This is a genomic window from Hahella sp. HNIBRBA332, assembly GCF_030719035.1.
In the GTDB taxonomy this organism is placed as follows: Bacteria; Pseudomonadota; Gammaproteobacteria; order Pseudomonadales; family Oleiphilaceae; genus Hahella.
Window position 1 is genome coordinate 790,550 of record NZ_CP132203.1, and the last position, 20,541, is coordinate 811,090.

The window sequence follows — 20,541 nt, forward strand, 5'->3', positions numbered from 1 at the left end:
GGCTGCAAGGATAAACCCTAAGCGCCCCGGTTTGAAGGCTTGATCATGGCGAGGGGAGGGCGTGATAAAGAGGCGAGGAAGGCGCGTCGCTCAAGGTGAAGGGATTTCCTCGGGAGGCGCGTCCAGGTGGATAACTCTACGCTGCGACAGGTTCAGTTCGGCAAGATCCTCTCCCCAGTATTTCTGTATTAAGCGGTCTATCAAACCGCTGCTGCGCGCGCGATTCATACTGTCCGTCATCGCGTCCGCATGGTCCTGGGCGTCGTGAGAAAGATAGAAATAGAAGTCGCTTTGATATTGCAGCAGCAGGTTTTTCTCAATATCCAGGCCGGGGTATTTGTGTGACTCACGGATAATCTCGTTCGCCCCCCGGGGGAAATAGTCGATGCCGCGATTTCCCTGGGCCAGCGGTCGGAAAGCGGCGGTCCAGTCGCCATCGAAAATCATCACTGGTAGGCGATTATGCTCCCAGACGCGTCGGTCGTACCAGGTCTTGCCGATCGCCGCCACTTTGTTCAGGGTGCGAAAATCTTCCAGGTCGCGGACCTGATCGTAAATAGCCTGACGACCTTCGGGGATCAGCAAAATCCGCTTGCTGATCAGGCCATTGGTGATGGGGACAGGCACCCGGACGTGTTGACTGTCGCGCTCCGCCGTGGGGAGCATCCAGGCGATGGTGACGTCGCCTTTGTCCAGCATCTGAATCACGCGTTTCTGCGGGAACGGCGGCGAGGTGACGATTTCGTACTCGTAGCCCGCCTGCGACAGTGCGCTTTCGATGAGTTCTCTGTAGTAAGCGCCGTCTTTGCCGGCTTCGACGAAATGAGCGACCTTGAGCTTAACGGTTTCTTTTTGAGCCCAGGCTGGCGCAGATGAGATAGCGGTCAGCAGACAGATCAGTCCGACCAAGTAGCGCTGCGTTAGAAAAAGTATGTGAGTCAATTAATATGCCTCTAAGCGTCAATACCGGGACCCTCCATTGACAACATCCCTTGCTGGCCGCTGGATCAGGGACTGACGACTCTCTCAGGCCATTGCGAATGAAGAAGGAGTTCAGTCACTGGTAGACACAGAGAATACTGCGCATCTATTTAGTTTAGCAGGTGATGGAAATATTTCCGGGCGTGGAATTACCCGGAGTGCGCTGCGTAGGGCGCGTATCGATAGTATTTGGGCGTGACGCAGATGCGCGCATGAAGCCAGGACACGCCAAGACCCGCGGTACTGAGCCAGACGGGCTGCTCGCCGATGCGCGCCAGTGTCTCCCGGGCAAGGTATATCCAGAAAGCCTCGATCTGTTGCGGCGGCGCATTGCGGATAAAGCGAGCCAGATGAGCGTAGTCGCACTGTTTCGTCTGCGGTCGGGGCGACACCAGTCGGGCGTCGCCGCCCAGATTATTGAACGCAGCCACCAGATCGGACTGTCGAGAGGTGCGAAACGGCTTGGCGAAAGGCCGCCAGTCCGGCTGCAGGCGCGCGAGCGGACTGCTGTTGATCAATACGAACTCACATGCCTGACTCTCATTGGCGTTGGATAGTGGTGGCGACTCCCAGAAATAGCCTGAACTGTCGACGGAGGCGAAAATTGAATTGAAGAAGGCTCGGAACGCTGGGTTCTCCTCCAGAAACTGCAAAGCTTCCAGATAGCTGAACGGGGTTCCTTGATGAAACAGAGCATACCGACAGCCGTCATAGTGTGCGAGTCGGGTTGCTTCTACGCTGAAATCCACCATGACGGTGAGCGGCCTAAGTGGGATACAAGGGCGCGGGCTCGCCCTGGGTGTTGGATTCGGCTTTGATCGCCTGCTCGCTGTTTACCGCTAACTTCAGCGCCAACTCGCTTAAATCCGTGTTAGCGGCACTGGCGTTCGGTCCATAAAGGTCGCGCTGCAGTTGGTTGAGCGGCTCTCGACTGAGTTCGCGCAGTTGATTGAGCACATGGTGAGCATAGCGCTGTTCCAGGGCGGCTTGCTGCAGCCAGCGCGTATACAGGTCCACAAACTTGACGACATCGTTCTTCGCCAGCTTTTTCAATTGGTTCAGCTCAATATGCCGGGCGCCTTGGCGTGGGTGCTCCCGCATCACAGGTTTCACGATCGCGGGTTTGCGCCACCAGGCGTATATCGTGGCCAGCCAGGCGATCAGCAACAGCCCGGATAGGGTGGGCCAGAAAACTCCGCTGTCTGAGGAAGCGGGAGCGGGCGTGGACAACGGTTCAGGCGTTGAGTCCAAGGTTAAGTCGGTCTTGTCGTCCGTCAGCGTTGTCTGCGACGGTGCGGTAGGCGTATTGGCAACGGCGGATTGCGCGCCTGGCAATACAGTAATGGTGCGCTCCGGTAACGTCGCCACGCGCTCCACATCGTTGGTCACGTCCCACCAGGGGATACTGACGGCGGGCAGGGTGTAGGTCCCAGGCTTGATCGCCACCAGGGCCTGGGTTTCCTTGCGTTGGCCGGTGACGCCTGCAGCGTGCTCTTCCGTGTCGATGCTTTCAGGCTCCGGATAGACTTTTACTCCGTCCACACTGACGCTATTGAGTGGGGGGATCTGCACGCCTTCGATGCCTAACGCCTGTACGCTGATAGTTCGGGTTAAGGAGTCGCCGACCTTGATTTCACGCGCTGGATCACTCCATACGTCGCGGATGCTCAGGCTTTGCGCCGGCACCCATTGCTTGCCGGAAAAAGAGGCGGGCGGCGCTTTGACGTCAATTTCCACGGCGGGCGACTTTTCCTCGCTGTAGAAACGGCGTCCAATGCGGCGCTGGGCCAGCGTTCCGGTGAAGATCTGCTCGGGAATGACAATCTTGCCGGCTTTCTGCGGGAAAATAACGTACTGGCGCTCCACCACGCTGAAGCGGCGGGAGCCCAGGTAACGAGTGTACTCTTTCTGTTTACCCAGCTGTTTGGCCAGGATGTCCGTGTGGTCGGGATGCGTCAGCTCGCCCCGCAGCATATCGTCGCTGTAAAACAGGCGGATAGTGTAGATCAGTTGCTGTTGCACGTAGACGGACTTGTTGTCCACCTCCGCTTCCAGGAAGACGGGCTTTTCTTCCTTCGCCACCGCTTGCTGGCTGGTGTCGACTACCTTGATGGCGATCGACTGAGATTCATTGTCTTTGTACTTGACCGCTGGAATCTCCAGGTCGCCGCTGCGTTTGGGCAGCAGGGTGTAGACCCAGGTGATGACGGAGTTGTTCTTGTTGTTCTCGATCTGCACCCGATAGCTTTGCTGACGGTCCATGACCTCGAAGTCTTTGTCCAGCTCGCCGACATCCGGCTGCGGTATGGACAGGGTGTTCAAGTTGAAGAAGTCCAGGGCGGAGTCGACTTCCAGTTTGCTGGTGATCGTCAGTTGTAAGGATTCATTCTGTCTGACTTCCTGACGGTCCACACTGACGTTGAGACTGTCCTCCGCCCAGGCTCCCAGGCTGAGTACACATAGCATAAGCAGGCATAAAAACCGGTTTACAGGAGTTACCATAGGGGTCTACCGCTGTCTTGTTTGGACGAGGAAGGACGCGAGCCTTGTTGATATTGCTGCAGAAACTTTCTGCGCAGCAGGCCGCCGGGGTCGTCAGGAATCCTGCGCAGCCATTGCTCCGTTTGCTGGTCCTTCAATGAAATACTATTGTCTGATTGGGCGGCGGAAGCCGCGTCCGACGGTTCTTTGTCGGAGTCTTCTTCGGGCTTGCCCTGACTGGCTGTCTGGGTTTCTTTGTCGCCATCCTTCTTCTCGGCCTCTTGCTGCTCGGCGCTGGCGGCTTTGGATGCGTCGTCCTTAGGATCAGCTTTGTCTTCTTTATCTGCTTTTTGCGCTTGCTCTGCGTCTTGCTGTGTATCTTTGTCCTGGCTGGAGGAGGCGTCCTGTTTGTCCGCATTTTGACTTTGCGGCTGCTGCGCAGGATTGCCGCCTTGCTGGCCCGGTTGGCCTGCACTGTCCTGATCGGAAGGCTGCCCATTTGGTTGTTGCGAGTCGGATTGATTCTTTTGCGAGTCCGATGAATTCTGCTGCTGACTTTGTTGTTGGTCGGCGTTCTTCTGATCGGATTGCTGCTGATCTTTATTCTGGTCCTGGCTGTTCTGTTGCTGTTGCTGTTGCTGCTTTTGCTGTTCCAGCATTTCTTCCAGCCGACGTTTGTTTTCCTCGGCTTCGGACATCTCTGGATTGCGCTTCAGCGCTTCTTCGTAGGCTTTGATTGCTTCTTCGTAGCGCTGCTGGTAAGCCAGACTGTTGCCGCGGTTGTAATGGGCCTTCGCTGTATCCAGTTTGCCGAATTCCGCTTCCGCTTTCGCGTAGTCGCCTGCGCGGAAATAGGCGGCGCCTTTGCCCATCGGGCTGCCATAGGCGTCTGCGGCGTCTTCGTACTTTTTATCCTGGTAATACTCCCAGCCCCGTTGATCCGGGGTGGACCAAAGATTGTTCCACTCGATGGCGTGGGAGACTTGTGGTTTCGCCAGCAATACCAGCAGGCACAACGCGACGCCAGCCTGCCGATACTGCCAAAGCAGCAGAGGGATCACGATCAGCAGCAGGAGATAACCCGCGTCATGCCATTGTTCCCCTTGCAGCGTGTTGTCTTCGTTGGCGTCTTTGAAGCTCGTGGTATTGGCGCTGGGTAGCAGACGCCGCAGGTCGGCGTTGTCCAAGGTCATTTTAGTGAAGCGGTCGCCAGGGCGGTCTGCGATTTGACGCATCAATGAGAAGTCGGGCTTGGCCACGACGACTTGATCGCCTTGTTTGATAAAGCCCCGGTTGGGGATGGGGATCGGTCCGCCGTCATCCGTGCCGACGCCCAGTATGGATATTGAAACCCCGGCTTTGCTGAGCTGATCCTTGATTGGCTGCACGTCCATTTCTTCCACGCCGTCCGTGATCAACAGAATACGGGCGTTGGCGGCGCCGGCCTGCTTGATCACATTCAAGGCGGTTTCAATACCTGCGGCGGCGTTGCTGCCCATTTCCGGCATGATAAACGGGTCCAACGCAGGCAGCATGGCGCGTAGTGTATTGCTGTCCTCCGTCAACGGCGCGACGACATGACCGCTGCCGGAAAACGCCACCAGGGCGGTTTGTCCTTCCTTGCGGGCGTCCAGCAGGTCATACACTTTTTGTCTGGCGCGGGTCAGGCGATTGGGCGTTAAATCGGTCGCCAGCATGGAAAGAGACAAATCCAGAGTGACCACCAAGGCTTCCTGCTTCAGGGTGACTGGCGTTTCCTGCTTCGACCAAGTAGGGCCAGCCAGCGCGATGACGGACAACACAAGAATCAGCGGCCACAGCCAGAAGCTGCTGCGCTTGACGGTTTGCGGCGGCGTCTCGCTCAGCGCGGCGAGAAACTCTGGCGGCAATAAGGTATGCCAGGAGTTTTGACCGTTTCTGCGACGACGCATAAGAAATAGTAGCGCCAGCAATGCCGGCGCCAGCAATAACAGCGCGGGGCGCAGGAAGTGAAACTGGCTTAGGAACTCCATCATGGCGCTTCCTCAAACTGCGTCGGCGCGCTTCGGCGGATCAACCCGGTCAGGGCGGGCGCAAGCCAACAGAATGAAAGCAGGGCGACAGCGACCAGTAAGGGCAGCCAATACCACTCCGTCTTAGGACGGAAGAAGCGTTGCTGCTGTTTGATCGGCTCCAATTGGTTGATGGATTCGTAGATCAGCTCAAGTTCCCCGGTATTGCGGGCGCGGAAGTATTGTCCGCCGGTCTGGTCGGCGATGCTTTGCAACAAGGTTTCGTCCAGGTCGGCGGAAGGATTTTCCTTGCGATAACCGAAGATGCCGCGGCGGATAATTTCATCTGCGCCGACGCCGACGGTATAGATTTTAATGCCGGCTTCAGCGGCCAGTTTGGCGGCTTGCTCAGGGGAGACTTCGCCGCCGGTGTTGGCGCCGTCGGTCAGCAGCACCAGCACTCGGGAATCGGCGGGGCGCTCCCGCAGGCGCTTGATCGCCAGCCCGATGGCGTCGCCGATGGCGGTGGCGTTGCCGGCGATGCCCAGAGTGGCTTCATTCAACAGTTCGCCGACGGTGATCAGGTCGTAAGTGAGCGGCGCCTGGATATAGGGTTGCGCGCCGAACAAAATCAATCCCAGGCGATCACCCTGGCGGACCTGAATAAAGTTAGTGACCACAGACTTCACGACGTCCAGGCGAGTGGCTTGATAGCCTTTCAATTGCAAATCGGTTTCCTGCATGCTGGGAGAAATATCCACCGCCAGCATGAGATCGCGGGCTTCGTAGTCCATGGGAATGGGCTCACCCTGCCATTGTGGTCGGCAAACCGCCAACACCAACAGAGTCCAGGCCAGGACTTGTAATATCACGCTCCAACGACCGCTGGGCGCGTTGCTTGAACCAGCGTCGGCGCCTTCCAGCACCAGTGCGGCTTGTTGATAGAAGGGGACCCGCAACGCCAGATTGCGCCCTTCTTCATTTTTATGGCGCTTTTTCATTAACCAGGGCAGGGGAAGCGCCAGTAACAACCATGGCCAGGCAAGCGTTAGCACCGCAGCCTCCTTATCCAGCGCTGCGCGGCCTTGTAGGCGGCGTCCGGGGGTAAGGCGGGACGCGGGCTGTACAGGCTTTGCAGGTAGGCGTCGATATGGCTGTGCTGGCCAGCGGGTAAACGTTGTTTCAGGAAAGCTCCCCAGGCGTCGCCGGATAGCGGCAGGGCGGCTTTTAAGCCCATGGTGCGGCAATGACGCTTCAGCACGAGGTTGACGTTAGCGAGAAAATCGCCGGGACGACCATGGTCATTGAACTCGCGCCAGTGTTGTTCAAGGACGGACAGGGAGGCTTTGGTTCGCTTGTGACGGCGATACAGCCATATTCCGAGCCAGACGAGCCCCAGCAGCGCGAAAAAACATTCCAGAATCACGAACCACCATCCCCAAGGCAACGGCCACCAGCCGGTGGGCGAGGGATCCATGATATCCAGGAGTTGTAATGACTGCGTCGGGTCCATCAGGCGGCTCCTCGTGCGCCGTTGGAGAACTGTAGCTGGTGTAGCTTCTCCGCCGGATCTTCCCAGGTGGAGAGACGGGCGCAGGCCAGTCCGATCGAGGCGAGCTCCTGCAGCAACTGGTTTTGCCACTGCTCGTATTCACTTTTCAGACGCTGGGACAGGCGCTCGTTGCGAGTGTCCAGGTCCAGGTGGGAGTGCCCGTCGGTAATGCGAAAGTTGCCTGGGGGCAAGGTCTGTTCCAGTGGGTCAAACACCTGGAACGGCAGCACCTGACTATGTCGACGCAAATCGAACAGCAGATTTTTGCTGGTGGCGTCGAACTGGCGCCAGTCGGAAATAATAAAGCACTGGCTGCCGGGGCGGGCGATACGACGCAGCTCCAGCAGCGCATCGTTAAAACTGAACCTGACCTCGCTCTGCTGCAGGCTTAGCGCCTGATTGAACGAGTTGACGCACTCCAGAATACGCAGCGCCTGACGGGGGTGTCGGGACGGCTTTAGCGCTTGATGGCCCAGGTGAGAGAACACCAGTCCGCCGATACGATCGCCTTGCGCCAGACCGGCCCAGGCCAGCAGAGACGCGATTTCCGCCGCCAGCACGGATTTGAAGGCGCGACGGCTGCCGAAAAACAGGCTGATGGACTGATCCACCAGAATCAGTACCGGGCGCTCAACTTCCTCGTGAAAAACTTTGGTGAACGGGCGACTGCGTCGGGCGGTGACTTTCCAGTCAATGGAGCGAGGATCGTCACCTTCCTGATAAGGGCGATACTCTGCGAAATCCATACCGCGCCCGCGAAAGCGCGACAAGTGCGCCCCCGCCTGTTGCTGCAATTTACGCGGATCAAAGCGCAAGCTGAGTCGGGCGGCGGCGATGCGCAGTTGAATGAGTTCATCCAATTGGCAATAAACGCGATGTTGATTCATTGTGTCCTGTGGGCGCTTCAGGATTAATGTCAGGGAACCGGCACCTGCTCCAGCAAACGGGCGATGACCTTGTCGGTGGATACTCCTTCCGCTTCCGCTTTGAAGCTGGTGATTAGACGGTGGCGCAGTACGTCGAAGGCCATCGCCTGCACATCCTCGGGGGCCACGAAATCCTTGCCGTTCAGCCAGGCGTGCGCGCGGGCGCAACGGTCCAGTGCGATAGTGGCGCGGGGGCTGCCGCCGTATTCGAGCCACTCAGCCAGTTTGGCGTCGTATTTTTCGGGGAAGCGGGTCGCCATGATGATCTGAACGATGTACTGCTCAACAGAGTCGGCCATATATACGTTCAACACTTCTTTGCGAGCCTGGAAAATGGCTTCCTGCTCCAGTGGTTGGGATTCTTTGACTTTAGGCCCCGCCGCTTCATGGCGAGCCAGGCGCAGAATGTTCAACTCGGACTCTGAGTCAGGGTAATCAATGCGGACGTGCAACAAAAAACGGTCCAGCTGCGCTTCCGGCAACGGATAAGTGCCTTCCTGCTCTATGGGGTTCTGCGTGGCCATGACCATAAACAGACCATCTAACGGATAACTGCGTCCGCTCACGGTAACTTGTCGCTCCGCCATGGCTTCCAGCAGCGCGCTTTGCACTTTGGCGGGAGCGCGGTTGATCTCATCCGCCAGCACTAAGTTGTGAAAAATGGGGCCTTTGCGAAACTCGAAGTTCCCCGTCTCTGGACGATAAATGTCGGACCCGGTAATGTCCGCCGGCAGTAAATCGGGAGTGAACTGGATGCGCTGGAAGTCGCCTTCAATATTGGAAGCCAGTTCTTTAATTGCTTTGGTTTTGGCGAGGCCGGGCGCCCCTTCGACCAATAAGTGGCCGTCAGCGAGCAGAGAGATCAGCAACCTATCGAGCAGGTGTGACTGTCCGATAATGGATTCACTGAGTTGGTTCTTTAGATCGAGAAGAGTGGCCTGTAAGGACATGCTTAACCTAATACCAGTGTTTGCGTTGTTCTTCCAAAAACGTCAACAAACCCTCGACGCATCCGCCGGAGGTTCCGGGCCTGTAGCGGGCTTAAGATGTTAGGAAACTCAGCTGCAGGCGTCCAGCGCCAACGTGACAGCATTCTGCAATAATTAACTTTGTTTCGTTATTAATTATTCGTCATAACATTAAACTATCAATGCGACGACTGCGGTCGCCCTCAAATCGACAAGCGAGTTGCGCAGCGAAAATCAAAAGCCGCCTAGCTGTCATGTTTTAAAGTGCGTACTGTAGAATGCCGATTCAAGGGTGATTAAGATTTTTTAACCTTGATTAAGCCAGAGTGGCGCAGCTACCCACTTTTGATATGCGCGTTGGAGTTGTTCGTGGAAATCAAAGAAACAAGGGCTGAACGCTATTACGAACGGCAGCCAATCTTCAGTAAGTCCGTTTTCTTAATCTCTGTGATATTTTTCCTGTTCGGCGGAGCTTTCGTCGATAAGTCGCTCCTAGATGAGTATTGGGTGGCGGTTCTTATCCTGGCGATGGTTAGTGTGCTGGCGTGTATTGAGATAGAGCGTCGCGAAAAGACCCGTTGGGTAGAGGCCGTCTTGTTAAAGTATGAGGGCGACCAGCTTATATTTGAGCAGAGAGACGGGGTTCAAACGCGAACCGTTGAGGTTGCACTGGAGAAGGTGAAAAAGATTACCTATGGGAAAAAATTTATCTGCTTTGAAGGCGCGCACCCATATTCCAAATTAATAGGTATTCAGAAAAGTCTCCGGCCTCACGTAGGGGAATTAATCGAGAGTATCCGGGCTGCGCGGCCTGATATTCATTTCGAATCGCAGTAGCAGTAATTGAATGAAGTGTTGTAAGCGGCGGACCTATGAAAATTGAAAGGTGGAGAAAAGTAGCCTTCGAAGAGAAGTCTTTGTGGCTGGAAAAAATAGTGCTCGGCGTTGTGTGGTTATTGATCTTTACATCCGGCCATAACTTATGGAATCCCTATCCAGTGCTGGGCCTGTTAGCCCTTCTGCTTGGATTAGGCGCGCTTTGGCGCGTTGTACGAGGAACCAAGTACCGCTGGGAGTTGGAGACATTATTGTCGTATGACGGGGATAAAGTGGTGTTCGACCTTTATCCTGAGCGTAAAGAAGTGCGTCCCATAGAGGTTTTAATCGCTAAAGTTGAGCTGATACGTTACAGCAACACATTTGTGTATTTTGAAGGCGCGTATCCCTATGCAAAGGAAGCTTCCTTCGCAAAAAAGTTCCTGCCTCATATCAAAACGCTGATCAGCAAAATACGAACTTCATATCCGAATATTAAAGTTGAAGAGGTCTGATAACGCAGCGGTTAAATGGGGTGGTTAAAATCCGTTCTTTTGTTGCGTGTTATTGCCTAGGTATTTCCACCTACCAATGTGGTTGTGATAGAACGCTTTTTTGCAAAGCGTTCTCCGTAACTCTATGAAAAAAATAATAAAAAAATTTCGTTAGCGGCGATTTTTGATCTTTTGTAGTAGGTACTAAACTGTATTAAAAACGCGTATCCGCCCTGCTAGGCTCTCGGCTCCCAAACAGCATAAACAGATTTCAATACCTGAACTATTCTTAAAACTGCAGGCGTCATCTCACTCAGTTCACTGCCTCGTTGTAAAAGAAGTTTTGGGGTCGTTGCTTTTTTTGAGCCAATAATAAAAAGGTGCAAATTTAATGAAGCAGATTAGCGTAGAGACCAGGGAGCAGTTTTTTGAACTTTTAGAGGAGGAGTTCAAAAAGAAACTGGATCCTGGCTTAGCGGAGGATGTGAACCGGTTCGCCCGGCTTTATCTCGAAATGTCGCCTCTGGACGAAATCCGTAGTCGCCGTCTGGCGGATATCTACGGCGCTGTCGTCGCCTGTTGGCACTTCCTGCAAGAACATCATCAAGACCAGCCCAAGGTCACCGTATTCAACCCTGACCTGGAAACTCACGGCTGGCAATCCACCCACACCGTTATAGGCATTCTTCACAATAACATTCCCTTTATCGTCGACTCGGTGCGTATGGGGCTGAACCGCATGGAGCTGACGCTGCACTCCATTCAGCATGCGGTTCTGTACATCGAGCGGGACAGCTCCGCCAAACTCAAGCGCGTTATCGGCCGCGATGAAGAGCCGGCGCGGGAGTTGGGCGAGTCCATGGTGTATGTGGAGATTGATCGTCATAATGATCCCGCTGATCACCAGCGCATCAGAGAGGAACTGGAGACCGTTCTCGGCGAAGTGCGGACTGCGGTAGGCGACTACGAGAAAATGAAGTCGCACGCGCAAGAACTCATCAGCGAGTTCGAGAAAGATATTCCCAATGTCAAAAAAACGGATTTAAAAGAAGCGAGCGAGTTTTTGAAGTGGTTGGCTGCGGACCATTTCACTTTCCTCGGATACGATGAGTATCAGTTCAAGAAAGCCGGTAAAGACACCATCATTCAACAGGTTGCGGGTTCTGAATTGGGTATCTTGAAGAGCCATCCAGAACGTCCCGCGATGATGAAGTTGAGCGATCTGCCTCAAAAAGCCCGTCGGCAACTACTGCAATCTGAAATTTTCACCTTCGCCAAATCGTCGCAACGCTCGCGGGTGCATCGTCCCGCTTATCCTGATTATGTGTCAGTGAAGAAGTTCAACGAGCAGGGGGAAGTCATTGGGGAGCGCCGCTTCCTGGGTCTATATACCTCACGGGTTTACCACCAGCGTCCTGACGATATTCCATTGGTCAGACGCAAGGTCAAGCATGTCCTGAAGCGCTCTGGTTTCAATCCTAGCGACTACGCTGGCAAAGAGTTGGATCAGATTCTGGCGGTTTATCCCAGAGACGAGCTGTTCCAGTTGGGGCGCGATGATTTGTTCGATGTGGCCATGGGGATTCTGTATATCCAGGAGCGCCGCAAGATTCGTCTGTTTATTCGCGAGGACGTGTACGGTCAGTTTGTCAGCGCCATCGTGTATGTGCCGAGAGACCTGTACAGCACCGATCTGCGTCTGCGCATTTCCGATATTCTGGTCAAGGCTACCGGCGCAGAAGACGTAGAGTTCACCACTTATTTCTCCGAATCCGTGCTGGCGCGTACGCAGTTCAACCTGCGCGTACCGCAAGCGGAGCGTCGCGACCTGCGTCCTGCAGAGCTGGAAGAGCGCATCATCGCAGCGGCTCAGTCCTGGCAGGATGGCCTGATGGAGAGCCTGTACGAGGCGCATGGCGAAGAACAGGCCAACGCCTATATTCATCTGTACGCCAATGCGTTCAATGGCGCCTACCGAGAAGAGTTTTCACCTCGCCGTGCGGTGATCGATATCGAGCATATTGCGTCACTGAGCGATGAACGCCCGTTGGCGATGAGTTTCTATCGCGCTCTGGAAGAAGATGAAAGCATTCTGCATTTCAAACTTTTCCATGGCGTTGTGCAGGTGCCTTTGTCCGACGTGTTGCCGTTGTTTGAAAACCTCGGTCTGAGAGTCCTGGGCGAGCACCCGTTTGAGGCGGTTGATCGTAACGGCAAGGTGGTCTGGATTCATGACTTCTCTCTGCAGAGCCGCGGCGGTGAAGTGATCGATATCCAGAAAATCCGCAAGAAGTTCGAAGAGCTGTTCCTGCGCGTTTGGACCAATGAGGCGGAGAATGACATCTTCAACCGCCTGGTATTGGCGGCCCAGATGGATTGGCGGCAGATCGCCATGTTCCGAGCCTACGCCCGTTACATGCGTCAGATCCGCTTCAGCTATAGCCAGGACTTTATCGCCAATACCCTGGTTAATCACGTTCATATCGCCAAGTCTATTTACGAGCTGTTCGAAGCGCGTTTCAACCCAGCGAAAATTCAGAGCGAAGCCCAGTGTGGCGCTGCGCAACAGAAGCTGGAGATTGAAATCAACCAGGCGTTGGATGAAGTTGAACACTTGAGTGAAGACCGCGTACTGCGTCGTTATGTTGAACTGATCAAAGCGACATTGCGCACTAACTATTATCAGCGCGGCGAAGACAATGGCGTGAAGGGATATATGTCCTTCAAATTCAGCCCTCGCGACATCCCGGAAATGCCGCTGCCGCTGCCAATGTTCGAAATCTTCGTGTACTCCCCGCGTGTAGAAGGCGTGCACTTGCGCGGCGGCAAGGTCGCCCGTGGCGGTCTGCGCTGGTCTGATCGCTTTGAGGATTACCGGACGGAAGTGCTGGGGCTGGTGAAGGCGCAGCAGGTCAAGAACTCCGTTATCGTTCCTGTAGGCGCGAAGGGTGGTTTTGTCGCCAAACAGCTGCCGGAGAATGATCGCGAAGCCATGCTGAACGAGGGTATTGCCTGCTACAAAACCTTTATTCGCGGTTTGTTGGATGTCACCGATAACCTTTCCAGCGGTGAAGTGATTCCGCCCTTGGATGTGGTGCGTCACGATGAAGACGACTATTACTTGGTTGTGGCGGCGGATAAAGGCACTGCGACGTTCAGTGACATCGCCAACTCCTTGTCGGAAGAGTACAACTTCTGGCTGGGCGATGCGTTTGCATCCGGCGGCAGCCAGGGTTACGACCACAAGAAGATGGGCATCACCGCTCGCGGCGGCTGGGTTTCTGTCGAGCGCCACTTCCGTGAAATGGGCGTGAATACAGCGACTGACGACTTTACCGTGGTGGGCGTGGGCGACATGTCCGGAGACGTGTTCGGCAACGGCATGTTGCGTTCTGAGCATATTCTCATGGTGGCCGCCTTCAACCACATGCACATCTTTATCGATCCTAATCCAGATGCCGCGTCCAGTTTCGTAGAGCGCAAGCGCCTGTTCGAGCTGCCGCGCTCCACGTGGATGGATTATGATAGCAAGTTGATCTCGGCGGGCGGCGGCGTGTTCTCGCGCAACGCCAAGTCGATTCCGATCAGCCCTGAAATGAAGGCGCGCTTCGGCATCAAGCAGGATCGCCTGCCTCCCAACATGCTGATCTCACAGTTGTTGAAAGCCTCGGTGGATCTGCTTTGGTTCGGCGGCATCGGCACCTATGTGAAATCCTCGGAAGAAACGCACGCAGACGTGGGCGATAAAGCCAACGACGCGCTGCGGGTCGACGCGAGCGATCTTCAGGTGAAAGTCATCGGTGAAGGCGGCAACCTGGGCATGACCCAGTTGGCTCGTATTGAATACGCCTTCAACTATGGCCGTCTGAATACCGACTTCATTGATAACGCCGGCGGCGTCGACTGTTCTGACCACGAAGTTAACATCAAGATCCTGCTGAATGAGATTGTCGCCGGCGGCGACATGACCATGAAGCAGCGTAATAAGTTGCTGGCGGACATGACTGAGTCCGTTGCTGATCTGGTGTTGATGAATAACTATCGTCAGACCCAGGCGTTGAGTATTGCGGAAACTGATGCGGCGACTCGCATTGAAGAATACCGCCGTCTGATTAATCATCTGGAATCTATCGGTAAGCTGAATCGCGGTCTGGAGTTTATTCCGGACGATGAAACCATCACCGAACGTAAATCCATGAAGCGCGGCCTGGTGAGACCGGAACTCTGTACGCTGATTTCCTACGTCAAAGGCTGGCTGAAGGAGACCCTGATCGACAGTGATCTGGTGGATCACGAGTATCTGGCCAACGAACTGCACACTGAATTCCCTCAGGTGCTGGTGGAGAAATTTGGTCGTCAGATGCGCGACCACCGCCTGCGTCGCGAGATTATCGCCACTCAGGTCGCCAATGACATGGTCAACCACATGGGCATCACCTTTGTGGACCGTCTGCGTCAGTCTACTGGCGCGCCAGTGGCGGCGATCGCTCAGGCGTACGTTATCGCCAGAAATGTATTCCAGGTGCAGAATCAATGGGCGGCGATTGAAGCCTTGGATTATAAGGTCGGCAGCGGCATGCAGATCGCAATGATGTCCGAACTGATCCGTTTGGTGCGTAGAGCGACCCGTTGGTTCCTGAGAAATCGTCGCAGCGAACTGAATGTCATGGAGAACATGGATAAATTCTCCACCGGCATTGACTACATCGCGCATCACTTCAAGGAGCTGCTCTCCGGCGACCAGCTCAAACTGTGGCAGGAGCGCTATGACGGTTATCGTCAGGCTGGCGTGCCGGATGAACTGGCTGCGACAGTGGCGGGAACGCCGTATCTGTACTCCGCTTTGGGCATCATTGAGGCGCAGGAACAGACTAACGCCAGCCTGGATTACGTGGCGCGTATGTTCTTCCGCATGGGCGAAAGACTGGATATGCAGTGGTTTGCGCATCAGCTCAATATCGCGCAGCCGGCGACGCATTGGCAGGCGCTGGCGAGAGAGAGTTTCCGCGAAGATCTTGACTGGCAGCAGCGTGCTCTGACGGTCGGTATCCTGCGCATGACGGACGCGCCGGAAGACATTGATCAGCGTATCGACGCCTGGTCAGAGTGCAATACGGACCTGATCGAGCGCTGGCGCGGTATGTTGACCGAGCTGAAAGCGACGAAAGATCCAGAGTTCCCTATGTACTCTGTGGCCCTGCGTGAGTTGTTGGATCTGGCGCAGAGCACTACGCACGCCACCACCAAGGTCTGATAATGTAACTTAACGCTGTCACAACCCTCCGTCCAACATAGGGGGGAGGGTTGTGATGGTTTGTTTTTATAGAGTTGATCAGTAACAGCAGAGTGTTCCAGAGATGCGGCAAATCATCGTCGACATCTATATATCCGCAGATGAGTACTTGAACGTTTACCGCGGTAGCGCAAAAAGCGTCAACGCCGTAAGCCGGGAAGGGCTCAGGGTTCAATTTCCCGCTAATATCCTGCAGCGCTTCGTAACCCGAGAGGGTATTCGGGGTTCATTTGTCATCACTTTCGATGACTCCAATAAATTTCAGTCCATTGAGCAACTGGCTTAACGCCGGTTTTATTCGCCTTGCGTCAGCCAATCTGGGTGTTGAAGCGCAATCTTCAGTAACGCCGCGACGCTGATGGCGTCCGTAATTGCGCCGCTCAGCGCCATGTCCACGGCTTCTTGCAGCGGCAAGCGTTGGACTTTTAACTCCTCTGTTTCATCTGGATTCCAACCGACTTGCGTAAGCTTGCGCGCAACATACACCACGCCCTGTTCGTCGGTGACGCAATTACTGGTGTGCAGGCGCATTAGCTCCGACAGCTCATCGGCAATCAACCCCGTTTCTTCTTGTAGCTCTCTGCGCGCGGCGTCCGCTGTCCATTCATCGTGAGGAGCGCCGCCCATAGGGATCTCCCAGGAGTAGCATTCGGTCGCATAGCGATATTGTCCCACCAGCCAGGTGTAGCCATGGTCGTCGACCGGCACGATGCCGACCGCTTTGTTCTTCATATGCACAACGCCATAAATGCCGGGCTTGCCGGTGGGGGCGATGACCTCTCGATGCTCCACTTGAATCCAGGGGTTAACATAAACCTGATTGCTGGAAAGAGTGCGCCAGGGATTGATTTCAGGAGAGTCGGACATAATGGATTCCTTGTGCGACGTAGCTCGATGGCTTGAAATGATAAGAATGAGTGGAAACTTATAACAAAAACGCCGGGGGAGAAAAGCTCCGCCGGCGTTCGGGAATGGTGTAGGTTGAGTCTGGCGTCGATATCAGGAGTGTTTGACGAACCAGTAACGTTCCCAGGCGACCAGAACCCGTTCCGGGTACCAGGTTTTGCCCAAGCTGCCGTTGTAGCGGGCCAGAGCTCGAATCAGGTTGCCTTTCTCTTTGTCCAGGTAGTGCTTGAGAATGGTGCAGCCATAGCGCAGGTTAGTGGCGACATCGTGGAGGTTATCATCCGGTCGCCCGATTTCGTTTATCCAAAACGGCATCACCTGCATCAGGCCGCGCGCGCCGGCGCTGGAAACTGCGTAGGGATCAAAGCGGCTTTCCACATGCATTACCGCCAGTACAATTTCCGGATTGAGGCCGGCGCGGGATGCTTCCAGATGCACCAGTTTCAGTAATTCAAGACGCTGATTGGTGTCTTTGATGTACTTTTCCATGCGGGTGGACATATCCACCAGCCATACTTCGGCGTCAAAGCGGTCAATAAAGCTTTGGGCCTCGTTAACCGTGCGCTTTAATACGGCGCGCAGCTCCGGATCCGGCTCTTGTTGGCCGGCGGCAAGGGCGGAGACCGGCGCAAGCGCCAGCAGCATGAAAATTCCGAATAACCAAGACAAGCCCTTGCCTCGAACAAGGGCGGGGCGCACTGAATAACTGTACTGCATGATTTAATTGACTATTTTTTCAACTTCTCTTTGATGAAGTTTACAACAGTATCCACTGCCATATCTGTGCTGTCGGTATCACGGCGGCCTTTGTATTCCACATTGCCTTCCGCCAGACCGCGATCACTGATGACGACTCGGTGTGGGATGCCGATGAGCTCCATTTCCGCAAATTTAACGCCGGGGCGTTCATTACGGTCGTCCAGCAGAACATCTACGCCGGCTTGCAACAGTTCTGCGTAAAGGCTTTCTGCTTTCTCGCGCACTACATCAGATTTATGCATATTCAAAGGAACCAGGGCGACCTGGAAAGGCGCCAGGGCGTCCGGCCAGATGATGCCTTTGTCGTCGTGGCCCTGCTCAATCGCGGCGGCGACCACCCGGGAGACGCCAATGCCGTAACAGCCCATTTGCATCACGGTAGCTTTGCCGTTTTCGTCCAATACGGTGGCGTTCATGGCGGAGCTGTATTTGTCGCCCAGTTTGAATACGTGTCCAACCTCGATGCCTTTTTTGAGCACCAGGATGCCTTTGCCATCGGGGCTGAGATCGCCTTCCACCACGTTACGCAGATCGGCGGTTTCCTTTATTTCGCAGTCACGTCCCCAGTTAACGCCGGTGAAGTGCTGGCCTTCTTCGTTGGCGCCGCAGACAAAATCCGCCAGCACGGCTGCGCTGTTGTCGACAATAGTGCGAAGAGACAGATTCACGGGGCCAATGGAGCCAGGCTTGCAGCCCACCGCCGCCTCAATGGCTTCGTCGCTGGCGAACGTCAACGGGGACGCCACGCCAGGCAGCTTCTCCGCTTTGATTTCATTGAGAACATGATCGCCGCGCAGCACCAGAGCGATTATCGGAGCAGTCTCTCCTTCTTCCGCTTCGCCCAGCACCAGCAGAGTTTTCACGGTTTGCTCCGCAGGCAGTTTCAAAAATGCGGAGACGCTTTCAATTGTGCGTTGATCAGGCGTCGCTACCTTGGTCATGTCTTTGGACGGCGCAGGCGCCTGCTTGAGAGTGGTCAGGGCTTCCGCTTTTTCTAAGTTGGCGGCGTAGTCGCTCTCAGTGCTGAACGCGATCAAGTCTTCCCCGGAGTTGGCCAGTACATGGAACTCATGGGAAGATGAACCGCCAATGCTGCCGCTATCCGCTTGCACAGGACGGAAGTCCAGGCCGAAGCGAGTGAATATGCGGGTGTAAGCGTCGTACATGACCATGTAGGTTTCGTCCAGTGATTCCTGACTCACGTGGAAGGAGTAGGCGTCCTTCATCAGGAACTCTCTGGCGCGCATGATGCCGAAGCGAGGGCGGCGCTCATCGCGGAACTTCATTTGAATCTGGTAAAAATTAGCCGGTAGTTGTTTGTAGCTTTTCAGCTCATTGCGAATCAGGTCGGTGATGACTTCTTCATGAGTCGGGCCGACGCAGAAATCGCGATTGTGACGGTCGTGAATGCGTAGCAGCTCGCAGCCGTATTGCTCCCAGCGGCCGGATTCGATCCATAGTTCTGCTGGCTGCACCGCCGGCATCAACACTTCCTGGGCGCCGGAACGGTCCATTTCCTCTCTGACGATATTTTCAACTTTTTTCAGAACCCTCAAGCCAAGGGGGAGCCAGGTATAGAGACCTGCGGCCAGCTTGCGAATCATGCCCGCGCGCAGCATCAACTGATGGCTGATGACTTCCGCGTCGGCAGGGGTTTCTTTCAGGGTGGCGATCAGGTATCGACTTGCGCGCATATATCTTCCCAGGAATACAAATAAATAAGGTTAACTACCGGTAATGGTTTATTTTTACTGCCGCACTATTGTAGAAGCGATGACTCCTTGCGTACAGGCGCGATTGTATTAATTGCGAATACGGCTCAGAGGGCGGCCCGACGGCCGCCATGACGATCGGATTTATCGCAGTTTTCCCCAAAACGGCCCATCCAAGCGGCCTTTTTCGCGTCATACAACAGTTTGTCATGAGAACGCAACCGGCCTCATGGTTTATGCCATATACCTGCTTGGCAACCCTGGGGCGATGAGGCAAACTCACCAGCGTCCGATGATACAGTTGAGCCTATGATGCTGACCGCGCACGAAATTCAAAACATCATCAGAACCGGCGTGCCGATGGCGGAGTCCATCGATTTCCGGGTTGATGAGGTCTCAGGCAAGAACGCTATCGCCCGAATCCCGTTTTCAGAAACCTTTGTGCGCCCCGGAGGGACTCTTTCCGGACCCATCATCATGTCGCTGGCGGATGCATCCATGTATGCAATTATCCTGGCGACTTTAGGGCGTGTGGAAATGGCTGTCACCAGCAATTTAAACATCAACTTTTTGCAACGGCCCAAGCCGGAAGACCTTTTGGCGGAGGCGACTCTGCTTAAACTTGGCTCCCGGATTGCATTTTGTGAAGTAAATCTGTACTCGCCGAACAGCGATGGTTTGGTCGCACACGCAACGGGAAGTTACGCGTTGCCGCGGTAAGGGGGGGAGGAGCCCGCCAGGCGCGTCGCAGCTAGTAGACTGCTGTACCGCAATAATAGCCGTACCCACAACAATAAAAACCAAATGAAATGACTTTGATCAGAGTACTAACTCAAGAACGATCAGTACTAACCTCGTGGAATAACTACAGGAAGTTATGACTATGAACATTACCGCCAGTAAAAACTCAGAAGCGCTGCAGGAGCTCGAACAGCGCAGGCAGCCCGTGCAAGAACGCAGCCGGGAAAGAGTCGAGCTGATATTAAACGAAGCTGCCATTCTTATCAGTGAAGTTGGCGTGCAGGGAGCGAAAACCTCGGAGATCGCCCGTCGCGCGGGTATTTCCCTAGCGTCTTTGTATCGCTATTTCCCCAACAAGGCCGCTATAGTCAAGGCCTTGGCTGAGCGTCATATCAAGACGTTGAGCACCGTCATGGAGGAGTTTGTAAACGAGTTTGATCTGGAGGAAGGGTTTGACAAGCTTATCGACACCTTCGCCCATTTCTACCGCTCTGAGCCAGGTTACAAAGAAATCTGGTCGGGCGTCGAGGCGATGCCTGAGCTTCAGCAATTGGATCTCGGCGAGTTGTTTGATAACGCCCAGGCTATTACCAATCGCGCCAAATTGCTGTATCCGCAAGTAGAACAAGAGCGTCTGTGGTTAATATGCGTGATGCTGCCCAGAGCCTGCGGCGCTATCCTGAGGCTGGCCATGACGATGGAAGAAAAGCCTGAGTCAATCATGCTGACGGAATTAAAGTTGATGGTGAAGTCGTACTTGCGTCAACGTTTAGGTGAGCTGGACGCGGCGGCGTAACGTCGTGTGATTGGTTACCCCGCATTGGGCCTGAGGTCAGGGAGTGCGGAAACATATAAATGAAGACGTACCGCAAATAAGCAAGCGTCATCCCTGTCGCCAATACTTGGCGGCGTCTTCTTACG

17 protein-coding genes are annotated in these 20,541 nt (G+C 54.8%); 6 read left to right on the forward strand and 11 right to left on the reverse strand.

The features are described 5' to 3' along the window. Window positions 1-90 precede the first annotated feature (90 nt). The 8 genes from O5O45_RS03795 to O5O45_RS03830 all read right to left on the reverse strand — a co-directional run bounded on the left by O5O45_RS03795 (window position 91) and on the right by O5O45_RS03830 (window position 8,881). Complete coding sequence (locus O5O45_RS03795) at window positions 91-942, reverse strand: substrate-binding periplasmic protein (RefSeq protein ID WP_305903951.1); 852 nt, start codon at window positions 940-942, stop codon at window positions 91-93. A 188-nt stretch (window positions 943-1,130) separates the two neighbouring features. After that, window positions 1,131-1,733: a DUF6940 family protein gene (locus O5O45_RS03800; protein WP_305903952.1), complete on the reverse strand. Its 603-nt coding sequence runs from the start codon at window positions 1,731-1,733 to the stop codon at window positions 1,131-1,133. A gap of 13 nt (window positions 1,734-1,746) precedes the next feature. Next, window positions 1,747-3,483 carry a BatD family protein gene (locus tag O5O45_RS03805; protein ID WP_305903953.1) on the reverse strand — a complete coding sequence of 579 codons (1,737 nt, stop codon included), beginning with the start codon at window positions 3,481-3,483 and terminating at the stop codon, window positions 1,747-1,749. Beyond that, window positions 3,477-5,477: a vWA domain-containing protein gene (locus O5O45_RS03810; protein WP_305903954.1), complete on the reverse strand. Its 2,001-nt coding sequence runs from the start codon at window positions 5,475-5,477 to the stop codon at window positions 3,477-3,479. Before O5O45_RS03810 ends, O5O45_RS03805 begins: the two co-directional genes overlap by 7 nt. Continuing rightward, window positions 5,474-6,508 (reverse strand): vWA domain-containing protein, encoded by a 1,035-nt coding sequence (locus O5O45_RS03815; RefSeq protein ID WP_305903955.1) that lies wholly within the window; start codon window positions 6,506-6,508, stop codon window positions 5,474-5,476. The genes O5O45_RS03810 and O5O45_RS03815 overlap by 4 nt, the downstream gene beginning before the upstream one ends. Further along, entirely contained in the window at window positions 6,502-6,966 is a 465-nt protein-coding gene (locus O5O45_RS03820; RefSeq protein ID WP_305903956.1) for a DUF4381 domain-containing protein, read from the reverse strand. The genes O5O45_RS03815 and O5O45_RS03820 overlap by 7 nt, the downstream gene beginning before the upstream one ends. Beyond that, on the reverse strand, window positions 6,966-7,892 hold the full coding sequence (locus O5O45_RS03825; protein ID WP_305903957.1) for a DUF58 domain-containing protein: 927 nt from the start codon (window positions 7,890-7,892) through the stop codon (window positions 6,966-6,968). The genes O5O45_RS03820 and O5O45_RS03825 overlap by 1 nt, the downstream gene beginning before the upstream one ends. Before the next feature lie 29 nt (window positions 7,893-7,921). Next, on the reverse strand, window positions 7,922-8,881 hold the full coding sequence (locus O5O45_RS03830) for an AAA family ATPase (protein WP_305903958.1): 960 nt from the start codon (window positions 8,879-8,881) through the stop codon (window positions 7,922-7,924). 387 nt (window positions 8,882-9,268) lie between these two features. Here O5O45_RS03830 and O5O45_RS03835 point away from each other — a divergent pair, with 387 nt between their 5' ends. From O5O45_RS03835 to O5O45_RS03850, 4 genes are all read left to right on the forward strand, one after another. Next, window positions 9,269-9,736, forward strand: a complete 468-nt coding sequence (locus O5O45_RS03835; RefSeq protein ID WP_305903959.1) for a hypothetical protein — start codon at window positions 9,269-9,271, stop codon at window positions 9,734-9,736. Window positions 9,737-9,771: 35 nt separating this feature from the next. Then, a complete protein-coding gene (locus O5O45_RS03840) occupies window positions 9,772-10,230 on the forward strand; it encodes a hypothetical protein (protein ID WP_305903960.1) in 459 nt (152 codons plus the stop codon). Window positions 10,231-10,600: 370 nt separating this feature from the next. Further along, window positions 10,601-15,463 (forward strand): NAD-glutamate dehydrogenase, encoded by a 4,863-nt coding sequence (locus O5O45_RS03845; protein ID WP_305903961.1) that lies wholly within the window; start codon window positions 10,601-10,603, stop codon window positions 15,461-15,463. A gap of 103 nt (window positions 15,464-15,566) precedes the next feature. Beyond that, window positions 15,567-15,788 carry a DUF2835 domain-containing protein gene (locus tag O5O45_RS03850; protein WP_305903962.1) on the forward strand — a complete coding sequence of 74 codons (222 nt, stop codon included), beginning with the start codon at window positions 15,567-15,569 and terminating at the stop codon, window positions 15,786-15,788. 8 nt (window positions 15,789-15,796) lie between these two features. Here the strand turns inward: O5O45_RS03850 and O5O45_RS03855 are convergent, their stop codons facing one another. The 3 genes from O5O45_RS03855 to O5O45_RS03865 all read right to left on the reverse strand — a co-directional run bounded on the left by O5O45_RS03855 (window position 15,797) and on the right by O5O45_RS03865 (window position 18,861). Then, window positions 15,797-16,369 carry an NUDIX domain-containing protein gene (locus tag O5O45_RS03855; protein ID WP_305903963.1) on the reverse strand — a complete coding sequence of 191 codons (573 nt, stop codon included), beginning with the start codon at window positions 16,367-16,369 and terminating at the stop codon, window positions 15,797-15,799. 132 nt (window positions 16,370-16,501) lie between these two features. Next, window positions 16,502-17,053: a lytic transglycosylase domain-containing protein gene (locus tag O5O45_RS03860; protein WP_305903964.1), complete on the reverse strand. Its 552-nt coding sequence runs from the start codon at window positions 17,051-17,053 to the stop codon at window positions 16,502-16,504. 83 nt (window positions 17,054-17,136) lie between these two features. Continuing rightward, window positions 17,137-18,861, reverse strand: a complete 1,725-nt coding sequence (locus O5O45_RS03865; protein ID WP_305903965.1) for a proline--tRNA ligase — start codon at window positions 18,859-18,861, stop codon at window positions 17,137-17,139. Window positions 18,862-19,188: 327 nt separating this feature from the next. On the opposite strand from O5O45_RS03865, the gene O5O45_RS03870 reads away from it, so the two are divergent. Further along, window positions 19,189-19,599: a PaaI family thioesterase gene (locus tag O5O45_RS03870; protein WP_011398530.1), complete on the forward strand. Its 411-nt coding sequence runs from the start codon at window positions 19,189-19,191 to the stop codon at window positions 19,597-19,599. 163 nt (window positions 19,600-19,762) lie between these two features. After that, window positions 19,763-20,416: a TetR/AcrR family transcriptional regulator gene (locus O5O45_RS03875; protein WP_253938430.1), complete on the forward strand. Its 654-nt coding sequence runs from the start codon at window positions 19,763-19,765 to the stop codon at window positions 20,414-20,416. Window positions 20,417-20,541 lie beyond the last annotated feature (125 nt).

What these genes read in the sequence shown, in the direction of transcription:
- O5O45_RS03865 (WP_305903965.1), bottom strand. Translation starts at nt 18,861, where the DNA reads ATGCGCGCAAGTCGATACCTGATCGCCACCCTGAAAGAAACCCCTGCC.
- O5O45_RS03825 (WP_305903957.1), bottom strand. Translation starts at nt 7,892, where the DNA reads ATGAATCAACATCGCGTTTATTGCCAATTGGATGAACTCATTCAACTG.
- O5O45_RS03805 (WP_305903953.1), bottom strand. Translation starts at nt 3,483, where the DNA reads ATGGTAACTCCTGTAAACCGGTTTTTATGCCTGCTTATGCTATGTGTA.
- O5O45_RS03850 (WP_305903962.1), top strand. Translation starts at nt 15,567, where the DNA reads ATGCGGCAAATCATCGTCGACATCTATATATCCGCAGATGAGTACTTG.
- O5O45_RS03800 (WP_305903952.1), bottom strand. Translation starts at nt 1,733, where the DNA reads ATGGTGGATTTCAGCGTAGAAGCAACCCGACTCGCACACTATGACGGC.
- O5O45_RS03845 (WP_305903961.1), top strand. Translation starts at nt 10,601, where the DNA reads ATGAAGCAGATTAGCGTAGAGACCAGGGAGCAGTTTTTTGAACTTTTA.
- O5O45_RS03820 (WP_305903956.1), bottom strand. Translation starts at nt 6,966, where the DNA reads ATGGACCCGACGCAGTCATTACAACTCCTGGATATCATGGATCCCTCG.
- O5O45_RS03810 (WP_305903954.1), bottom strand. Translation starts at nt 5,477, where the DNA reads ATGATGGAGTTCCTAAGCCAGTTTCACTTCCTGCGCCCCGCGCTGTTA.
- O5O45_RS03830 (WP_305903958.1), bottom strand. Translation starts at nt 8,881, where the DNA reads ATGTCCTTACAGGCCACTCTTCTCGATCTAAAGAACCAACTCAGTGAA.
- O5O45_RS03860 (WP_305903964.1), bottom strand. Translation starts at nt 17,053, where the DNA reads ATGCTGCTGGCGCTTGCGCCGGTCTCCGCCCTTGCCGCCGGCCAACAA.
- O5O45_RS03840 (WP_305903960.1), top strand. Translation starts at nt 9,772, where the DNA reads ATGAAAATTGAAAGGTGGAGAAAAGTAGCCTTCGAAGAGAAGTCTTTG.
- O5O45_RS03875 (WP_253938430.1), top strand. Translation starts at nt 19,763, where the DNA reads ATGAACATTACCGCCAGTAAAAACTCAGAAGCGCTGCAGGAGCTCGAA.
- O5O45_RS03870 (WP_011398530.1), top strand. Translation starts at nt 19,189, where the DNA reads ATGATGCTGACCGCGCACGAAATTCAAAACATCATCAGAACCGGCGTG.
- O5O45_RS03855 (WP_305903963.1), bottom strand. Translation starts at nt 16,369, where the DNA reads ATGTCCGACTCTCCTGAAATCAATCCCTGGCGCACTCTTTCCAGCAAT.